Source organism: Streptomyces nojiriensis (genome assembly GCF_017639205.1).
In the GTDB taxonomy this organism is placed as follows: domain Bacteria; phylum Actinomycetota; class Actinomycetes; order Streptomycetales; family Streptomycetaceae; genus Streptomyces; species Streptomyces nojiriensis.
This window is the reverse complement of the sequence record NZ_CP071139.1, coordinates 8239114-8255902: the sequence shown is the minus strand read 5'-3', so window position 1 is coordinate 8255902 and position 16789 is coordinate 8239114. Positions and strand designations below refer to the sequence as shown.

Below are 16789 nucleotides of genomic sequence, written 5' to 3'. Positions count from 1 at the left end.
CAGTGGCGCGCCCGGCGCTGCTCTCCGGGCTCGGGGAGCGTGGCCGTCAGCCGATGCCCAGCACGACCGGACCGCCCGACGGGTCGACCCGGTCCGTCCATCCCGGCGGCAGCCTCAGCGATCGTGACGGCGACATCCGGACCGGGAACCGCCGTCGCCACAGCAGCAGGCCGTCCTGGGCGGCCGTCAACACCGGGGCGGTCAGCGGCTCCCCCGACCGCAGCAGCAGCGGCCGTCCCCCGACGTCCGTGAGCCGGTTCGGCGCCACCCACAGCAGCGGGGCCCGGACGAGCAGCGGCGGACCGGGCTCCGGCCACGGCGCACCCGAGAGGCGGGCCAGGACCGCGGCCGCGGCGGCGTCCCCCTCCGCGGCCGCGGTGGCGGCGCGTTCGACGCCGTGCAGGGCGTTGCCGACCGCGAAGACCCCCGGCACCGACGTACGGAAGGACGCGTCCACGCAAGGCCCGCGCGTGCCCGGGTCCAGGGCGATGCCGCCGCGGCGCGCCAGCTCGTGGTCGGGGATCCAGTCGCCGGTGAAGACCACCGTGTCGCACGCGAGGACCCCGCAGCGGCCGTCCTCGTGGCGCACGGCCACGCCCGACAGGCGGCCCCGGCCGCGCAGTTCGGCCACCGTCGTGGCCGTGAGCAGCGGGACTCCCGGTACGGCGGCGGCGCGGGCGCGCTCCGTGACGACGGCCACCACCTCCGCTCCCGCCCGGCGCAGGGTGCGTACGGCGTGGCGGGCCACCGGCTCGGCGCCCACCACGACGGCCCGTCGGCCGATGTGCTGGCCGTACAGGTGGACCGACTGCTGCAGTTCCCCGGTGGTCAGCACGCCCGCCGGCCGGGAGCCCGGCACCAGCCGGGCGCTGCGCGGGCGCTCGCGCGCGCCCGTGGCGAGGACGACCGCCCGGGCGGTGATCCGCTCCAGGCCCGCCGAGCTCGTGGTCTCCAGGGTCAACGGGCCGGCCCAGCCGGTGGCGCTGACACCGGTACGGAGCTTCGCCCCGGCCGCCGTCGCCGCCCGCACGGCCCGCAGCGCGTACGCCGGTCCGGTGAGCCAGGGATGTACGGGCCCCCCGAATCCGCCGTGGTGGCAGTGGCGCGGCACTCCGCCCGCGTCCTGCTCGCGCTCCAGGACCTCGACGTGGCCGGCGCCCGCGCGCGCGAGGCGGGCGGCCAGGGCCAGCCCGGCGGGACCGGCGCCGACGACCAGGACGTCGACCGTGCGGTCGCGGCTCACCCGCGGGCCTCCTCGAACAGCGCACGGACGGCGGCCCCGCAGTGGAAGCCCTGGCAGCGGCCGGCCCGTGCGCGGGTACGGCGCCGCAGGCCGTCCGGCGAACCGGGCGGGACGGTCGAGGCCAGCGCGTCGCGGATCTCCCCGCGCGTCACGCGCTCGCAGTGGCAGACGATCCGGCCGTACTCCGGGTCCTTCGCGATCAACTCCGCGTCGCGGTAAGGCCGGAGGAACGCCTCGCCCAGGTTCGGCATCCGTACCGGTGCCGGTTCCCGGGCCCCGGTCACCGGCAGGCCGCCGTCGGCGAGCAGTTCCACGACGTGGGCGGCGATCGCCATCGAGGCCGTCAGTCCCGTCGAACGGATCCCGCCCACGGTGACGTAGCGCTGAGCGGGGTGGGCCCGGATCGCGTAGTCGTCGTCGCCGGTGGCGGCCCGCAGGCCGGCGTACACGGCGGTGACCTCCTCCTCCAGGAGGGCCGGCAGGATCCGTCGGCCCTTCTCCCGCAGCAGCGCGAGCCCCTCGGCGGTCGATCCGGTGTCCGTCTTGTCGTCGAGGTCTTCGGCGGTCGGCCCGAGCATCACGTTCCCGTACACCGTCGGCGACACCAGCACCCCCTTGCCGAGGGCGCCCGGTACCGGCAGCAGGATGTGCCGTACCAGGGTGCGGGCGAGCTCGTCGAAGACGATCAGCTGGCCGCGCCGGGGCGTCACGGCGAAGTCCGCGTGGCCGAGGAGCCGGTCGATCTCGTCGGCGTACAGACCGGCCGCGTTGACCAGGTGCCGGGTGCGCAGCGGGCCCCGGGTCGTGGCCAGGGTATGCGTCTCGCCCGAAACGACTTTCCGCACGCGGCAGTTGAGGTGGAGGTCGACGCCCGCACGCACGGCCTGCGTGGCGTACGCGAGCGTGGTCGTCCAGGGGCAGACGAGGGACTCCCCCGGCACGTCGAGCGCACCCAGCACCCCGGGTCCGAGCTCCGGCTCGCGGGCCCGCACCTCCTCGGCCGCGATGATCCGGGCCGCGCGGTAGCCGTTGCGTACGGCCTTCTCCGCGAGCCCCGGCAGGGCGGCCAGCTGCTCCTCGTCCCAGGCGACGAGGAGCGCCCCGAGCGGCTCCACCGGGATGCCGCTCTCGGCGGCGTACGCGGAGAGCAGCCGGTGGCCCTCCCGGACGAGCCGGGACTCCAGGGAGCCGGGCACCGCGTCGAAGCCGGTGTGCAGGATGGCGGTGTTGGCCTTCGAGGTGCCGTCGCCGACGTCGTCGGACGCGTCGACCAGGGCGATCCGCAGCGGGAGCCGGGCCAGTTCGCGCGCGATCGCCGTGCCCACGACGCCGGCGCCGACGACCGTCACGTCGTACTCCCCGCCGGGCAGGGCGCCGCCGGTGGTGACGGCGCCGCCGGTGGTGGTGGTCATGCCGGTGCGTCGCCGAGCAGGGCCGAGACGGCCGCGCGGAAGCGTGCGCGCCGCTCCGCCGCCTCGGCGGCGTCGGCCCGCGGCTCGTAGACGGCGGACGGCTTCCACTCCGGGACGGCCTCGGCGACGGTGAGCGAGGGATCGAACCCGAGCCGGGCGACGGCGCCGACGCCGAGCGCGGTGACGTCCGGCAGCGCCGACACTTCCACGGGGATCCCGAGGAGGTCGGCCTGGGCCTGCATGAGCAGCGCGGACCGGGTCAGCCCGCCGTCGACGCGCAGGGCGGCGAGCGGGGCGCCCAGGTCGGCGGCGGCCGCGTCCGCGAGCTCCGCCACCTGGGCGGCGACGCCGTCGCACAGGGCGCGCACCAGATGTCCTGCGGTGGTGTCGAGGCCCAGACCGGTGACCGAGCCCCGCAGGTCGCCCCGCCACCACGGGGCGGCGAGCCCGGCGAGCGCGGGGACGAAGGTGACGCCGCCGGCGTCGGGGACGCGCCCGCCCACGGTGTCGAGGTCGGCGGCGCCGGAGATCACGCCGAGATCGGTGAGCCAGCGCACGGCGGAGGCGGCCGTGTACACCTGCCCGTCCAGGCAGTAGCTGGTCCGGCCGGCGAGCCGCCACGCCACGCAGCCGACCAGTCCGGAGGTGCTGCGCAGGGGGCGCCGGCCGGTCTGCGCGAGGAGGAACGCGCCGGTGCCGTAGGTGCACTTGGCGGTGCCGGGCTCGGTGACGCTCTGGGCGAGCAGCGCGGCTTGCTGGTCCACGAGCAGTCCTGTCAGCGGCAGCTCGGGACCGAACGCGGTGGTGGTGCCGACGAGGGTGTCCGCGTCGACGACCTCCGGCAGCCGCTCACCCGTGAGGCCGAAGGTGTCGAGTGCCGCCTCCGACCAGCGGGTGGTGTCGAGGTCGAGCAGCTGGGTGCGGCCGGCGGTCGCCGCGTCGGTGACGAACGCGCCGGTGAGGCGGTGCACGAGCCAGACGTCGCTGGTCGTCACGACACCGCGCCGGGTCAGGTGGCGGCGTATCCAGGCCATCTTGGGGGCGGCGAAGTACGGGTCGAGCGGCAGACCGGTCGTCTCCCGCAAGGCGGGGGCGTGCGCGGCCAGTTCGGTGCAGAGCTGTTCGGCGCGCCGGTCCTGCCAGACGATCGCGTCGGTCAGCGGTTCGCCGGTCGCCGGATCCCAGGCGAGCACGGTCTCGCCCTGGTTGGCGAGGCCCACCGCCACCACGGGCTCGCCCGCCGCCGCCAGCGCGGCGCGTCCGGCGTCGACGACCGAGTCCAGCAGTTCGCCGGGGTCGACCTCGACCCGGCCGCCCGGCAGGTAGCGGGGGCGTACGGGGGCGGACCCGGATCCGATGACCCCGCGTACCGGACAGACGACCAGCGCCTTGGTCCCCGAGGTGCCTTGATCGACAGCGAGCACCGGGCCCGTCATCACCACTCCGTCCCTGGTGTCGCCTTGATCGAACGTCCGTCGGAAGCCTGCCCCGGCCGACGTCGCCCGTCAAGATCGGTCAGAGGCCGCGGGCGCGCCACTGACGCATCCTCATATGGTGATCGTGGCTTGATACTTACGTTCGAACAAGGATCTGGATGCGTATGCTCCTGATCGCCATATAGTGATCGCCGATCAACGGGCAGCGACATCGACCGTGGGTCAACGGCGGGGGTTCGACGAACAGTTCTCGCATGGTTCACGCATCCCTGGCACCGGGCACGGCTGCACCACGGCAGTCGCGGCCGGATGGACCCACCTTCCATGCGATCCGAGGACTGATGATCACGACCACCGCAGAACGCGCCCGCCCGGGCCGCCGCCCGTCGACCGGGACGAGGTGATGGCGGGCAACGATTTCCGGCCCGTCTACCACCCGGCCGGCCACGACAAGGAGCTGCGTGCCGCGGCCCAGGACCTGCGCACCGGCCGCTGGGTCTCCATGGCGCGCTTACTCGAACGCACGGACAACTGGGGTCTGTGGACCCAGCGCACCCAGGTGCTCGCCGCCGTCTCCGCCGGCTCCGACGTGGTCCAGGCCTGGCGGGCCGAGCAACCGCACAGCGTCGCCGCGCTCGTGATGCACACGCGCGTCTGCGTCGAACGGGCCGTTCGCGCCCACCGGGCCGGGCACCCCCGCACCGGCGAGCTGTGGCAGGAAGCCTGGTCGACCTGCCGGGAGGCCGCCCGCATCAGCCCCGCGGACCCCGTGCCCTGGGTCTGCCTGCTCGCCCTCGCCCTCCTCGACGAGCAGCGCCAGATGGCCGAGCACCGGATCGCGCCACCGGTCCCCATGCTGCCTCCCGGCCCCTGGGGCATCCTCGCGGAGGTCGACAAGCGCGACCCGCACAACCGCGAGGCCTACCACCGCATGCTCCAGTTCGTGTACGCGGGCGCGCCCGGACCGCTCTCCGAGGCCGCCAACTTCGTCCACTGGGCGGCCGGTTCCGCCCCGCCTGGATCCCCCGTGCACGTCCTGCCGCTCTACGTACGGGTCGAGCGCTACCGGCGCGAACGCGGTCAGGAGCGGGCTCTCGACCTGCACTGGGTCGCCGAGGACGCCGTCCGCGACGCCCTGCACGCCCTGGACACCTGGTTCCACCACGCCGACCTGCCGCGCGCCTCCCCGCTCGATCTGAACCAGCTCGCCCATGCCCTGTGGGGAGCCCTCCAGTTCGACGAGGCCGCCCGGGTCTTCGACACGATCGGCCCGTACTGGACCACCCTGCCGTGGGCCCACCGGACCCGCGACCCGGCCGACCGCGCCCTGGCCGAGGAGGTGTTCCTGCAGGCCAGGTCCCGCAGCCTGGCCGGCCGGAGCTGACCCCCGCCGCCCTCCCCCACGGCGCCGACCCCTCGCACCACCCGCACCACCCAGGCCGCACCCGCACCCCCAGGCAACACCGTCCCCGTGCTTCACAGACCCCCGGAGGTACCGCCGTGTCCAGAACCGATTGGGCCGCCCGCCAGGCCCACAAGGCTCCGCCCCAGCAGGACGAGGAACAGCGTCTCAGGGAACTCGGCTACCAGCCCGTCCTCGCGCGCCGGATGGGCGGCTTCGGCAATTTCGCCATCAGCTTCTCCGTCATATCCGTCCTCTCCGGCTGCATGACGCTGTACGGCTTCGGCATGGGCTCCGGCGGCCCGGCCGTGATGCTGTGGGGCTGGGTCGGTGTAGGCCTCTTCGTGCTCTGCGTGGGTCTCGCCCTGGCCGAGGTCACCAGCGCCTACCCCACCTCCGGTGCGCTCTACTACATGGCCGACCGGCTCGGCGGACGCCGCTGGGGCTGGTACACGGGCTGGCTGAACCTGCTCGGCCTGCTGGGCGCCATCGCCGGCATCGACTACGGCGCGGCCCTGTTCACCGGCGCCTTCCTCAACCTCCGCTTCGGGTTCGTGCCCACTCCCGGCTCGACCTTCCTGATCTTCCTGTGCATCCTGCTGCTGCACGCCGCGCTCAACCTCTTCGGGGTCCGCCTCGTCAGCGTGCTCAACTCCATCAGCGTCTGGTGGCACCTGGGCGGCGTCGCCGTGATCGTCGGCGCCCTGGCCTTCGTCCCCGACAACCACCGGTCGGCTTCGTTCGTCTTCACCGAGTTCGTCAACGACACCGGCTGGGCCAACCCGTTCTACGTGGCGGCTGTCGGCCTGCTGCTCGCCCAGTACACCTTCTCCGGCTACGACGCCTCCGCGCACCTCTCGGAAGAGACCAGCAACGCCTCCGTATCCGCAGCCAAGGGCATCGTCCGGGCCATCTGGGTCTCCTGGATCGCCGGTTTCGCCCTGCTCGCCGGCCTCACCTTCGCCATCCAGGACTACGCGGCCGTCCAGAACAGCGCCACCGGCGTCCCGCCCGCCCAGATCTTCATCGACGCGCTGGGCTCCGGCGGCGCCACCGCCCTGCTCCTCGTCGTCATCGTCGCGCAGCTCTTCTGCGGCAACGCCGAGGTCGCGGCCGCGAGCCGGATGGTCTTCGCGTTCAGCCGGGACAACGCGCTCCCCGGCTCCGCCCTGTGGCGCAAGGTCAGCGGCCGGACCCAGACGCCGGTGCCGGCCGTCTGGCTGTCCGTCGTGGTCGCGGGCGTACTGGCCCTCCCCTCCCTGTACTCCGCCACCGCCTACGGGGCCGTGACCGCCATCAACGTCATCGGCATCACCCCGGCCTATGCCATCCCGATCTACCTGCGCCTGCGCGCCGGCAACCGCTTCGAGCCGGGCCCCTGGAACCTGGGCCGCTGGAGCAAGCCGATCGGCTGGATCGCCGTCCTGTGGGTGGCGCTCGTCACCGTCCTCTTCTGCCTGCCCCAGAAGTCCCCCGTGACCATCGACTCGATGAACTACGCCGTGATCGCCCTGGCCGTGGTCCTGGTCCTGGCCAGCGTCTGGTGGTACGTCGCCCGCCGCTCGTACGGCACCCCGTCGGCCTACGGCAACGCGCGCGAGCAGGCGGAGATCGCCGAGGACATCGTCTGACCCGCCCCGGCCGGCCCGACCGGCCCGCGGGCGGCGCACGGCCGGTCAGCGGCGGCCGGCCGTGCGCCGCTGCGGGGGCGTGATGCGCACCCGCTCCCCGGCGGGCCCGCCGTCGATGTCGTCGAGTTGCGCGACGACCGTGCTGCGCAGGTCGTCGTAGTCGTCGAAGCGGAAGTCGTGGAACAGCGTGTAGCCCGTCCACATCAGGTTGGCACACACCCGGGCGGGCACCCGGCCGGTCCGGGCGCCCATGCCGACCAGCGCCACCGACCGGATGCTGCCCGGCGCTTCGGCGTTCTGCAGGTGGACCGCCTGGAACGCGGCCGCGGACGCCAGGGCGACGTTCAGGGTCTCGCGCACGTTCTGCGAGGACTGCTCCATCGTCGGCGTCGATATCAGGAACTTCGGCACGACCGCCCCCGACGCGACGCACACCGCGCTCCCCACCGGGAGGCTGCCCGCGAACTGCGCGCGGATCGCGCGCTGCACGCGCAGCTGGATGCCCGCTCCCAGGTGCCGCTTGATGACCGCGTCGACCCCGCCGTCCATCCGGCCCCTGGAGTTGGTCGGCGTGACCCAGGCGTCGACCGCCTCGTCGAGGATCGAACCCCGGCGGATCTCGACTCCGGGAGTGTCGGCGAACGCGGCCCGCCACGCCTGGACCACCTCCGCGTTGACGTCGGTCAGCACCACCCGGAGCGGCGACGGCACTCGGTCCACACTCATGATCTACTCCGATCGGGAAAGGGTTCCTGCACTGCTCAGGGACGCTACCGGGGACCACTGACAACGCCGCCGACGGACGCGGGCGATGACGGGCCGTCACGATTGCGCGCCCCCTGGGCCGGTGTTAGCCTGCCGCCAGATTTCCGTCGGCCACGCTTCCAGGGCCGACGTCTCGGACGAGCGCCGACCGCCCGCCCGCGCGTACTCCGGTACGCGTGCGGGCCGTTCCGGCCGCTTCCGCCGGCCCGGAGCCGACGTCCGACACCTGGTTCCTGACACCCGCACGGGCCTCTCACCCGTGTCCTCATCGTGCCCGTCGGCACGGTCCGACCACTCGGAGTGCCTCCCATGAGCGACGCAGCATCCCCGGCCCAGCCCCACGCGGACGACCCGCTGGGCCTCGCCGAACTGTTCGAGGGCGGCGGTGAGCCGTGGCTTCCGCTGCTGAAGCCCGTCATCGAAGCGCAGCCGGACGCCGCTGCGTTCATCGGCGCGGGCCGCAGCCCGGAGACCGTCCCCGTCCGCGAACTGACCTTCCAGGCGCTCAAGCCCAACCCGCCGCACAAGTGGAAGGTGGTCGTCTTCGGTCAGAACCCCTACCCGCGGCCGGAGAGCGCCACCGGCATAGCCATGTTCGACAACACCTTCCACGACTGGACGGACAGCCAGTTCGGCAGGGTGGTCAGCATCCGCTGCATCATCAAGGCGGCGGCGATGTGGAAGTACGGGATTCCCAAGAAGACCCCCATCGCCGACGTCCGGGCCCTGTTGAAGGAGCGGGACACCGTCCAGCCGCCGGAATGGTTCCAGGCGATGCTCACGCAGGGGGTGCTGCTGCTGAACGCGGCACTCACCGCGGGCAGCGCCGGATCGGCGGCCGTCGACCGGCACACCGCGTTCTGGCGTCCGGTCGCCGAGCGGATCGTCGAGGAGATCCTCAAGGCCAAGCAGAACGCCGACGAGGAGGACCGCGGCGTCGTCTTCGTGGTGGGGGGCGCACGCCCGCTCCCTGAAGAAGGTCGTCCTGCGGCTCCAGGAGAAGTACCCCGAGGTCGAGGTGCGGCACATCGACCACCCCAACCCCGCCGCACAGGGCGACATCTTCTGCGACGGCGACCACTTCGCCATGGTGAACGACGCACTCGCGTCGCTGGGCGCCGATCAGATCGACTGGCTGCCGAGCAAGGGGTGGAACACGGCGGGGCCGAAGGCCGGCGGCGCGGGCGGCGACGTCGCCGAACGCATGGGCGCCTTCATCGCGTCCACCATGGAACTGCACCAGCTGTACCTCGACCGCCTCGCGAGCGTGAAGGACGAGGGGCTCGTCCTCCCCGCGATCAGCGGCGTGTTCGACACCCCCCTGATGGACTTCCAGGACGCCGTCGGTCCGGTCGTCGAGGTGCTGTCCGGCCTGGACCGGCACGTCAAGCTGTCCCACGCGTTCGGCATGGGGCGGGCGGACGGAGCGGCCGGCGGCCTGTCCGCCGACGCGATCGCCGCCCTCCACCTCTACACCTGCGAGTCCGCGTTCTACCGGGAGATCAACGCCGTCCTGCGCTCCCCGGACCGCGCCCGGCTCGTGCCGTACCTCCCGTACCTGCGGCTGCTGTTCTCCGCCGTGGCGGAACTGCCCGCCCGCACGGCGCCGTTGTGGCGCGGCGTCGCACTGGACCTGCGCGCGCAGTACCCGCTGGGGCGGACCGTGACCTGGTGGGGCGTGTCCTCGTGCACCTCGGAGGCGGGCGTGGCACGGGCGTTCCTCGGCGGGCGGGGCAAGCGGACGCTCTTCGAGGTGACCCCGGTCCGGGCGGTCGGGATCCGCAGCTTCTCCGCCTTCACCGGCGAGGAGGAGTTCATCCTCGCGCCGGGTACGCAGCTCGAGGTGACGGACGTGAAGACCGAGCGCGGTGGCCTCTGCACGGTGCGGCTGACCGAGCTGGCGGAGCAGACCCTCGTGTCCTGAGCCTGTCGGTGGTGGGACCTACTCTCGGCCGCATGGGAAAACGCCTCGCTTTTGCAGCCTAGGAGTCCTAGGTTAAAACTAAGACCCCTAGGAATGGAGGGCGCATGGCACGGGCCGGGCTGACGGCCGAGCGGGTGACGGTCGCGGGCGCCGAGCTGGCGGACGAGGTCGGGCTCGACCGGGTCACCATGTCGCAGGTGGCGCGGCGGCTCGGGGTGAAGGACGCGAGCCTCTACGCGCACGTGCGCAACCTGGAGGATCTGCGCGGCCGGATCGCGCTGCTGGCGGCGGACGAGAAGACCCTCCGCATCGCGCAGGCCACGGCCGGGCGGGCGGGCAAGGACGCGCTGGTCGCGTTCGCCGACGCCTGGCGGGAGTACGCCCTCGAGCATCCGGGCCGCTACACGGCGACCCAGACCCCGATCCGCATCGACCCCGAGCTGGCCGCACGGGCGCCCGGGCCGCGCCGGGCGGTCGAGCTGACCTACGGCATGCTGCGCGGCTACGCGCTGACGGAGCCCGACCTGACCGACGCGGTCCGGTTGCTGCGCAGCACGTTCCACGGGTTCGTCGCCCTGGAGGCGGCGGGCGGGTTCGCGCACGAGCGTTCACCGCAGCTCTCCTGGATCCGCACCCTCGACGCCCTCCACACCCTCCTGGAGCACTGGCCCCAGACCCGAGAAGGAGACCCCTCATGACCGGCCCGGACATCGGCAGCCTGCGCGTGAACGGCGCGACCCTGCACTACGAGGTGCGCGGCCGGGGCCCGCTCCTGCTGCTGGTACCCGGCGGGACGGGCGGCGCCGCCTCCTTCGACGGCATCGCCGACGACCTGGCCGCCGAGTACACCGTCGCGACCTACGACCCGCGCGGCATGTCCCGCAGCACACTGGACGACCCCGACGCCGAGCAGCACGTGGCCGAGCACGCCGATGACGCGGCACGGATCCTGGACCTGCTGTCGCCCGGTGCGCCCGCCCGGGTGTTCGGCACCAGCTCGGGCGCGATCGTCGCCCTGCATCTGCTCACCGCCCGTGCCGAACGCCTCGTACGCGTCGTGGCGCACGAACCACCGGTGGTGGAGGTCCTGCCGGACGCCCCCGACCACCGGCTGCTCGTCGCACGGGTGCAGGAGACGTTGCGCACCGAGGGGCTCATGCCGGCGATGGCCGTGTTCGCCGCCGGGCTGCGCAAGGACGGGGACACCGCCGGGCCGGGGGCCGAGGTCGGGCTTCCGTCCCAGGCTGCGGCGCGGGCCGAGCGGACGATGGCCGACCTGCCGTACTTCGTCGGCCGCATCGTGCCCGGCTTCATGTCCTACGTCCCGGACATCGGCCGGCTGGAGACGCTGGCGGACCGGCTCACGCTGGCCTGCGGCCAGGATTCCCGCGGCGAACTGCCCTACCGTCCGGCCGCCTTCCTGGCCGAGCGCCTCGGCACGGAACTCCTGCACTTCCCCGGCGGGCACACCGGCCTGACGACGCACCCCGCCGGGTTCGGCGAGCTCCTGCGGAAGGCCTTCCGCGCGTAGGGCGGATCCGCGTCCGGGCTCCGGCCTACCGCCGGTCGGCGTACGCCTCGGTGCGCGCGGCCCGATGCATTTCTACGCTGGATGAATGAGCATCAGATCCTCTGGGCGCAGAACCGGCGCGGGCGCCGCGGCTCTCGCCATCGGCGCATCGGTCCTCCTCGTACCGGCGGCGGCCGGCGCCGCGCGGGCCGAGCCGCTGCCGCCGCGGCCCGCCCCGGCCGTCGACGCCTCGCTGCTGCACCGGGCCGGAACCCACGTACGGGCGCGGCAGGGGGCGCCCGCGCTGCCGGACGACGTGTCCGCCCTGTCGTGGCTGGTGGCGGACGCCGGTACGGGTGCGGTGCTCGCGGCCCACGACGCACACCGCCGGCTGCCACCGGCCAGCACCCTCAAGACCCTGTTCGCCCTCACCGCACTGCCCCACCTGCCCGGCTCGGGCCGGCACACGGTCACCGAGGCCGAGCTGGACGAGGTGCCGGAGGGGAGCAGCACGGTGGGTCTGTCCGCGGACCACACCTACCGGGTGGCCGACCTGTGGCGGGGCGTCTTCCTCAGCTCGGGCAACGACGCCGTGCACGTGCTGGCCGAGATGAACGGCGGCTGGGACGTCACCTCGGCGCAGATGCAGGCCAAGGCGCGCGCCCTGGGCGCACGGGACACCACCGTCGTCTCCCCGGACGGATTCGACGCGGACGGCCAGGCCTCCTCGGCCTACGACCTCGCCGTCTTCGGCCGTACGGGCCTTGCCGACCCGGCCTTCGCCGAGTACGCGGCGACCGCCGACGCCCGCTTCCCCGGCGGCACCACCACCGACGGCAGTCCCACCTGGACGTACGGGATCGAGAACACCAACCGGCTGGTGACCGGTCAGGACGGGCTGGGCCGGTACCCGGGGATCATCGGGGTCAAGAACGGCTACACCTCCCAGGCGGGCTTCACGCTGATCGCGGCCGCCCGTCGGGACGGCCGCACCCTGCTGGCGACGGTGATGAACCCCCAGTGGGGCGGCGCGAACGCCGTGTACGAGGAAGCGCGCTCCCTGCTGGACTGGGGATTCGCCGCTGCGGGACGGGTGGATCCGGTCGGGTCGCTCGACCCCCCGGCGCCGCCCGCGACGCCGCGCACCGTCGCCGCCCGGGCCGCCCGCGCCGTCACGCCGGAGCGGCTCGACGTGGGTACGCCGATGGTCTACGGCTTGTCGGCCGCGTTCCTCGCCGCCGTGGCGGTCCTGACCGGGGCAGGTGTCCTGCGGCGCCGCCGGGACCTGCCGTGACCCGCTCGGCCTGTTCGGTCCGTTCGGTCCGTTCGGTCCGTTCGGTCCGTTCGGCGGCGGACACGACGCGGCGTACCCAGGACCCGACATCCAGGGCCATGGAGTGACGGACCGTGAACGACGAGCGCGCGAACTCGACCGGCGCGGGTGTACGGGCGCAGCCTCGCCCACCGCGCTGCTCGCGGTCGACCGGAGTGGCGGCCACGGGTGCGGGCGAGGCAGTCTGTACTCATGAGAGCGCCCTTGCGCTCGCCTTCTGGACCGCGAGCCGACGGCCACCACCAGGTCCTGTTCGTCTTGGCGGAGTGTGTGCCCTTCGCGATCGCCCTGCTGGTGCTGCTCGTCGAGTTCACGCCCCTGCACGTCCTCTACACCGGCCCCCTGTTGGTCGCGACGCCCGCTCTGGCGGCCGTGACGATGGGCCCCAAGGGGACGCTCGCGGCGGCGGGGGTGGCCGTCGGTGTCAGCGTGGCCACCGCGAGCTACAACGGCGCCTGGGGGAGCCAGCAGGTCTACACCAACTTCCTCGCCCTGTTCCTGGTCTCGGTGGCGAGTTTCATGACGAGCCGCTCCGCGCGCACGCGCACGGAGAACGAGCTGAACCAGGTCCAGCGGATCGCCACCGCCGCCCAGGACGTCCTGCTGCGGCCGGTGCCGACCCTGCTGGGTCCCGTACGGGCGGCCAGCATGTACCTGGCGGCCGAGACGGGCGCCCAGATCGGCGGCGATCTGTACGACGTGGTGCAGACCCGGTACGGGGTCCGGATGATCGTCGGGGATGTCCGGGGCAAGGGACTCCCGGCCGTACGGGCCGCCGCGATCGTGCTGGGCGCCTTCAGGGAGGCCGTGCACTACGAGGACGACCTGATGGAGGTCGTCGACCGCTGCGAGGCGGCCCTGCTGCGGGACGCCGCCGTCTCGGGCGCCGGTGGTGCGGAGGCCGTCCTGGAGGGGTTCGTCACCGCGCTCGTGGCCCAGATCCCGGACGGCCCGCACATCGACGTGATCAACCGGGGCCACCCTCCCCCGCTGCTGCTGTGCGACGGCGTGGTCCGGCCACTGACACCCACCGCCCCCCTGCCGCCGCTCGGTCTGGTGGAGTTCGTCAGCGGTCCTCCCCGGCGGGCGGACCGCTATCCGTTCGCACCGGGGGACCGGCTGCTGCTGTACACCGACGGCGTCATCGAGGCCCGCGCCCCGGACAAGGCCTTCTTCGACCTGGCCGAGGCAATGGTGACCATGCGCGACCACAGCCGGAAGGAGTTCCTGGAGGGCCTGCACCAGGCACTGCTCCGCCACACCGATGACCGCCTGGCCGACGATGTGGCGGTCGTCGTCGTGGACCGGAGCCTGGACGAGGGGCAACGGTCGGCCGGAGGTCCGGCGTAGCACCCCTGGAGTCGCCCGGACGGTCCGGGAGGCGACAGCATGGGGGGAGGGCGGTCGGCGCGATGCCCCCGGGAGGAGGCGATACGGACAGTGAACAGTCATCGCTTCTCGTTCTGCGGGGCCGAGCTCGCCGCTGTCTACGTGGTCGCCGACCAGGGCAGGGAACTCCACCTCGCCGAGCTGACCGGAAACCGCGGCGTCCTCTACGGGCTGCCGGCGATCCTCGCCGTGGCCGGCCACTCGCCCGCCGCCAATGCCTTCCGCTCGGGCCGCCCGCTGTGGCTGGCTCCCAAGGAACTCGCCACGTTCATCGAGGAGGACCCCCACCACTTCCCCACCCGGGTGCGGGACGGCGCACCCAACTCGCCCGCCAGGATCTCGCTGGGCGCGCTTCCGCTGGGGTACGACGACCAGGAGCTCGGCTGTCTGATCGTCGCCGGGCAGGCCGGGGACGGCTTCAGCGCCGACGACCGCAGCCTCCTGGAGCTCTACGCCGACCAGGTGGCCACGGGACTCGAATCGGTCGCCGGACGCTTCGCCGGACGCAAGTCCCCGCAGGCCCATCTGGGTCAGTCGCTGGTGCCCGACCAGGGCGGCGCCTTCATCCTGGAGCTGAGCACCGGCCGTATGGAGGCCGACGCGCACGTGCTGGAACTGCTGGGTCTGTCTCCCGGGCAGTTCGACGGGCAGGTGGAGACCGTGCTCGCCTGCGCCGTCCCCGACGACATGCCCGCACTGATGGCGATCGTGGAGCCGAACCGGCTTGCCGCCGCCGGACAGCAGCTGGCGTTCCGTATCCGCCGCCCGAACGGCGAGCTGCGCTGGCTGGGACTGCGCTGCCGCGTGGAGGTGGACGCGGACGGTACGCCGGGGCGCGTCCTGGGCGTGGTCGCCGATGCCACCTATCTGCGCCCCAGCGCCGACGAGGTCTCCCTCGTACAGCGGCTGTCGGCCACCCTGGCGGGAGCGGCGACCATCCGGGAGGTCAGCCGGCTGGTGGTCGCCGCCCTGCGCGAACCGCTCGGCGCCTCCCGGGTCGCGGTCGGCGAACTGGAGCCCGAACGGCTCATCGTCACCGCCCTCGATCCTCCGGAGCCCGACGCCTGGCCCGAGGTCTGGCGCTCGGAGTGGCGGTCCGAGTGGCCCGACGTGGCGCTCAGCGACCTGCCCACCCTGCAGAGCGCGCTGCGCGGGGGGCACTTGAGTCTGTGGCCGCCGGGGGCGGCCCTGGAGCCCGGCCTGCTGGGCGTCGGGCCCGGTGGTCTCGCGGTGCTGCCGCTGCCCGCCGACGGCCGGATGGTCGGGGTGTGTCTGGTGGGCTGGGACGCGGAGCACCGGTTCGGACCGGAGGAGCGGTCGCTGCTGACCGCGACCGCGGGACTGGTGGGACAGGCGCTGGTGCGCGCCCACGCCCTGGACGCGGGCCACGAACTCGCCACCATGCTCCAGCGCAGTCTGCTGCCGCGCAAGCTCCCCGAGCTGCCGGGCGGGGTCGCCGTCGCCCGCTACCTCCCCGCGACCGCCGGACTCGAGGTCGGCGGGGACTGGTACGACGTCATTCCGCTCCGTGACGGTCATGTGGCCTTCGTCATCGGGGACGTCCAGGGGCACAGCGCGGGCGCCGCCACCATCATGGGCCAGATGCGTACGGCGGTCAGGGCCTACGCGGTGGAGGGCCACCCGCCCGATGTGGTGGTCGCGCGGGCCAACCGTCTGCTGGCCGGTATGGAGACGGATCTGTTCGCCACCTGCGGGTACGTGGACCTGGACATGGAGGAGGGCATCGCCAGGGTCGTCCGGGCCGGCCATCTGCCGCCGATCCTGCGTCATCCCGACGGCGTCGCCGAGGAGATGGTGGTCGAGGGCGGCCCCCCGCTGGGCGTGCTCGCGGAAGCGGAGTTCCCCATGACAGAGGCGGGGCTGATCCCCGGCACCCTGCTGGTGCTGCTGACGGACGGCCTGGTCGAGTCCTCCCGACTGCGCCTGGAGGAGGGCGTACGGCGGGTGTGCGACGTGCTCGCGGCGGCCGACCCGGACGATGTCGGAGGGGTCGCCGACGAGCTGGTCGTCGGCGTGGGCCGTCGCGACGACGATGTGGCGTTGCTGTTGCTGCGCTACGACGGCCAGGGGGACCGGCCGATGCGGAGCCACTGGACGGTGTGGCGGGTACCCAACGCGGTCCTGCACGCGCGCCGCTTCACCGCCCGCACCCTGCGCTCCTGGGGAGTGGTGGAGGAACTCGACGAAGCCCTGTTGATCGTGTCCGAGCTGGTCACCAACGCCATCGCGCACACCCAGGGCGAGGTGGGGATGGATCTGACCCTCTCGGCGGACCGGCTGCGGATCGCCGTGAACGACGGGTCGCCGCGCAGCCCCGTCAAACCGGTCTGGGTGAGCTGGGAGTCGACGGGCGGTCGCGGGCTGCTCATCGTCGAGGCGACGGCGACGGCCTGGGGCTCGGTGCCGCTCAGCGGCGGCAAGCAGGTGTGGGCCGAAATCCCCTGGCGCCGCGGTTCCTGACACGTCGCGCGGGCGGCTCCCGGGGACAGCCGTCAGCCGGGGCGCTGCGGCCTCCCCCGAGGACACGGCCACCCAACCGCCCGGCCCCCGACGGCTTGGGCCGTCTCTTTCGGATCTTGTCGGCCGAGCCCGCGGCGTCCGGTGCCATGGGGCCTCCCCAGGCCCGCCAGCGCCGAGGGGAAGCCTGGCAAGGCGGAGGGGCGCCCGTGTACTGGACGTACTCGGGTGCCCCGACAACGCGGCCAGGTGCGGTGCCGGGCGTC

At 73.5% G+C, this 16789-nt stretch carries 13 protein-coding genes; 8 read left to right on the top strand and 5 right to left on the bottom strand.

Features of this window, described 5'->3' with window-relative positions; translation table 11 throughout:
* Window positions 1–46 precede the first annotated feature (46 nt).
* Genes JYK04_RS37285 through JYK04_RS37275 form a run of 3 tightly spaced genes read right to left on the bottom strand, consistent with a single transcriptional unit; the run spans window position 47 to window position 4091 of the window.
* Entirely contained in the window at window positions 47–1243 is a 1197-nt protein-coding gene (locus JYK04_RS37285; RefSeq protein WP_189745205.1) for an NAD(P)/FAD-dependent oxidoreductase, read from the bottom strand.
* The gene (locus JYK04_RS37280) at window positions 1240–2655 is read right to left on the bottom strand and encodes an FAD-dependent oxidoreductase (RefSeq protein WP_189745207.1); all 1416 of its coding nucleotides are present in this window, start codon (window positions 2653–2655) and stop codon (window positions 1240–1242) included. The genes JYK04_RS37285 and JYK04_RS37280 overlap by 4 nt, the downstream gene beginning before the upstream one ends.
* Window positions 2652–4091 (bottom strand): FGGY family carbohydrate kinase, encoded by a 1440-nt coding sequence (locus JYK04_RS37275; protein WP_189745209.1) that lies wholly within the window; start codon window positions 4089–4091, stop codon window positions 2652–2654. The genes JYK04_RS37280 and JYK04_RS37275 overlap by 4 nt, the downstream gene beginning before the upstream one ends.
* Before the next feature lie 403 nt (window positions 4092–4494).
* On the opposite strand from JYK04_RS37275, the gene JYK04_RS37270 reads away from it, so the two are divergent.
* Complete coding sequence (locus tag JYK04_RS37270; RefSeq protein WP_189745211.1) at window positions 4495–5475, top strand: hypothetical protein; 981 nt, start codon at window positions 4495–4497, stop codon at window positions 5473–5475.
* 224 nt (window positions 5476–5699) lie between these two features.
* Window positions 5700–7124 (top strand): amino acid permease, encoded by a 1425-nt coding sequence (locus JYK04_RS37265; protein WP_308431127.1) that lies wholly within the window; start codon window positions 5700–5702, stop codon window positions 7122–7124.
* Between the two features lie 45 nt (window positions 7125–7169).
* Here JYK04_RS37265 and JYK04_RS37260 read toward each other — a convergent pair whose 3' ends face one another.
* Window positions 7170–7850, bottom strand: a complete 681-nt coding sequence (locus JYK04_RS37260) for a macro domain-containing protein (protein WP_189745215.1) — start codon at window positions 7848–7850, stop codon at window positions 7170–7172.
* 596 nt (window positions 7851–8446) lie between these two features.
* Entirely contained in the window at window positions 8447–8791 is a 345-nt protein-coding gene (locus JYK04_RS41660; RefSeq protein WP_229876734.1) for a hypothetical protein, read from the bottom strand.
* A 116-nt stretch (window positions 8792–8907) separates the two neighbouring features.
* Here JYK04_RS41660 and JYK04_RS41655 point away from each other — a divergent pair, with 116 nt between their 5' ends.
* The 6 genes from JYK04_RS41655 to JYK04_RS37230 all read left to right on the top strand — a co-directional run bounded on the left by JYK04_RS41655 (window position 8908) and on the right by JYK04_RS37230 (window position 16526).
* A complete protein-coding gene (locus JYK04_RS41655; RefSeq protein ID WP_229876735.1) occupies window positions 8908–9813 on the top strand; it encodes an ADP-ribosyltransferase domain-containing protein in 906 nt (301 codons plus the stop codon).
* A 104-nt stretch (window positions 9814–9917) separates the two neighbouring features.
* The gene (locus JYK04_RS37250; RefSeq protein WP_189745216.1) at window positions 9918–10511 is read left to right on the top strand and encodes a TetR/AcrR family transcriptional regulator; all 594 of its coding nucleotides are present in this window, start codon (window positions 9918–9920) and stop codon (window positions 10509–10511) included.
* Window positions 10508–11344 carry an alpha/beta fold hydrolase gene (locus tag JYK04_RS37245; protein WP_189745218.1) on the top strand — a complete coding sequence of 279 codons (837 nt, stop codon included), beginning with the start codon at window positions 10508–10510 and terminating at the stop codon, window positions 11342–11344. Before JYK04_RS37250 ends, JYK04_RS37245 begins: the two co-directional genes overlap by 4 nt.
* Before the next feature lie 85 nt (window positions 11345–11429).
* On the top strand, window positions 11430–12617 hold the full coding sequence (locus JYK04_RS37240) for a D-alanyl-D-alanine carboxypeptidase family protein (RefSeq protein WP_189745220.1): 1188 nt from the start codon (window positions 11430–11432) through the stop codon (window positions 12615–12617).
* Window positions 12618–12848: 231 nt separating this feature from the next.
* Complete coding sequence (locus JYK04_RS37235) at window positions 12849–14006, top strand: PP2C family protein-serine/threonine phosphatase (RefSeq protein ID WP_189745222.1); 1158 nt, start codon at window positions 12849–12851, stop codon at window positions 14004–14006.
* Window positions 14007–14096: 90 nt separating this feature from the next.
* Window positions 14097–16526 (top strand): SpoIIE family protein phosphatase, encoded by a 2430-nt coding sequence (locus JYK04_RS37230; RefSeq protein WP_189745224.1) that lies wholly within the window; start codon window positions 14097–14099, stop codon window positions 16524–16526.
* Window positions 16527–16789 lie beyond the last annotated feature (263 nt).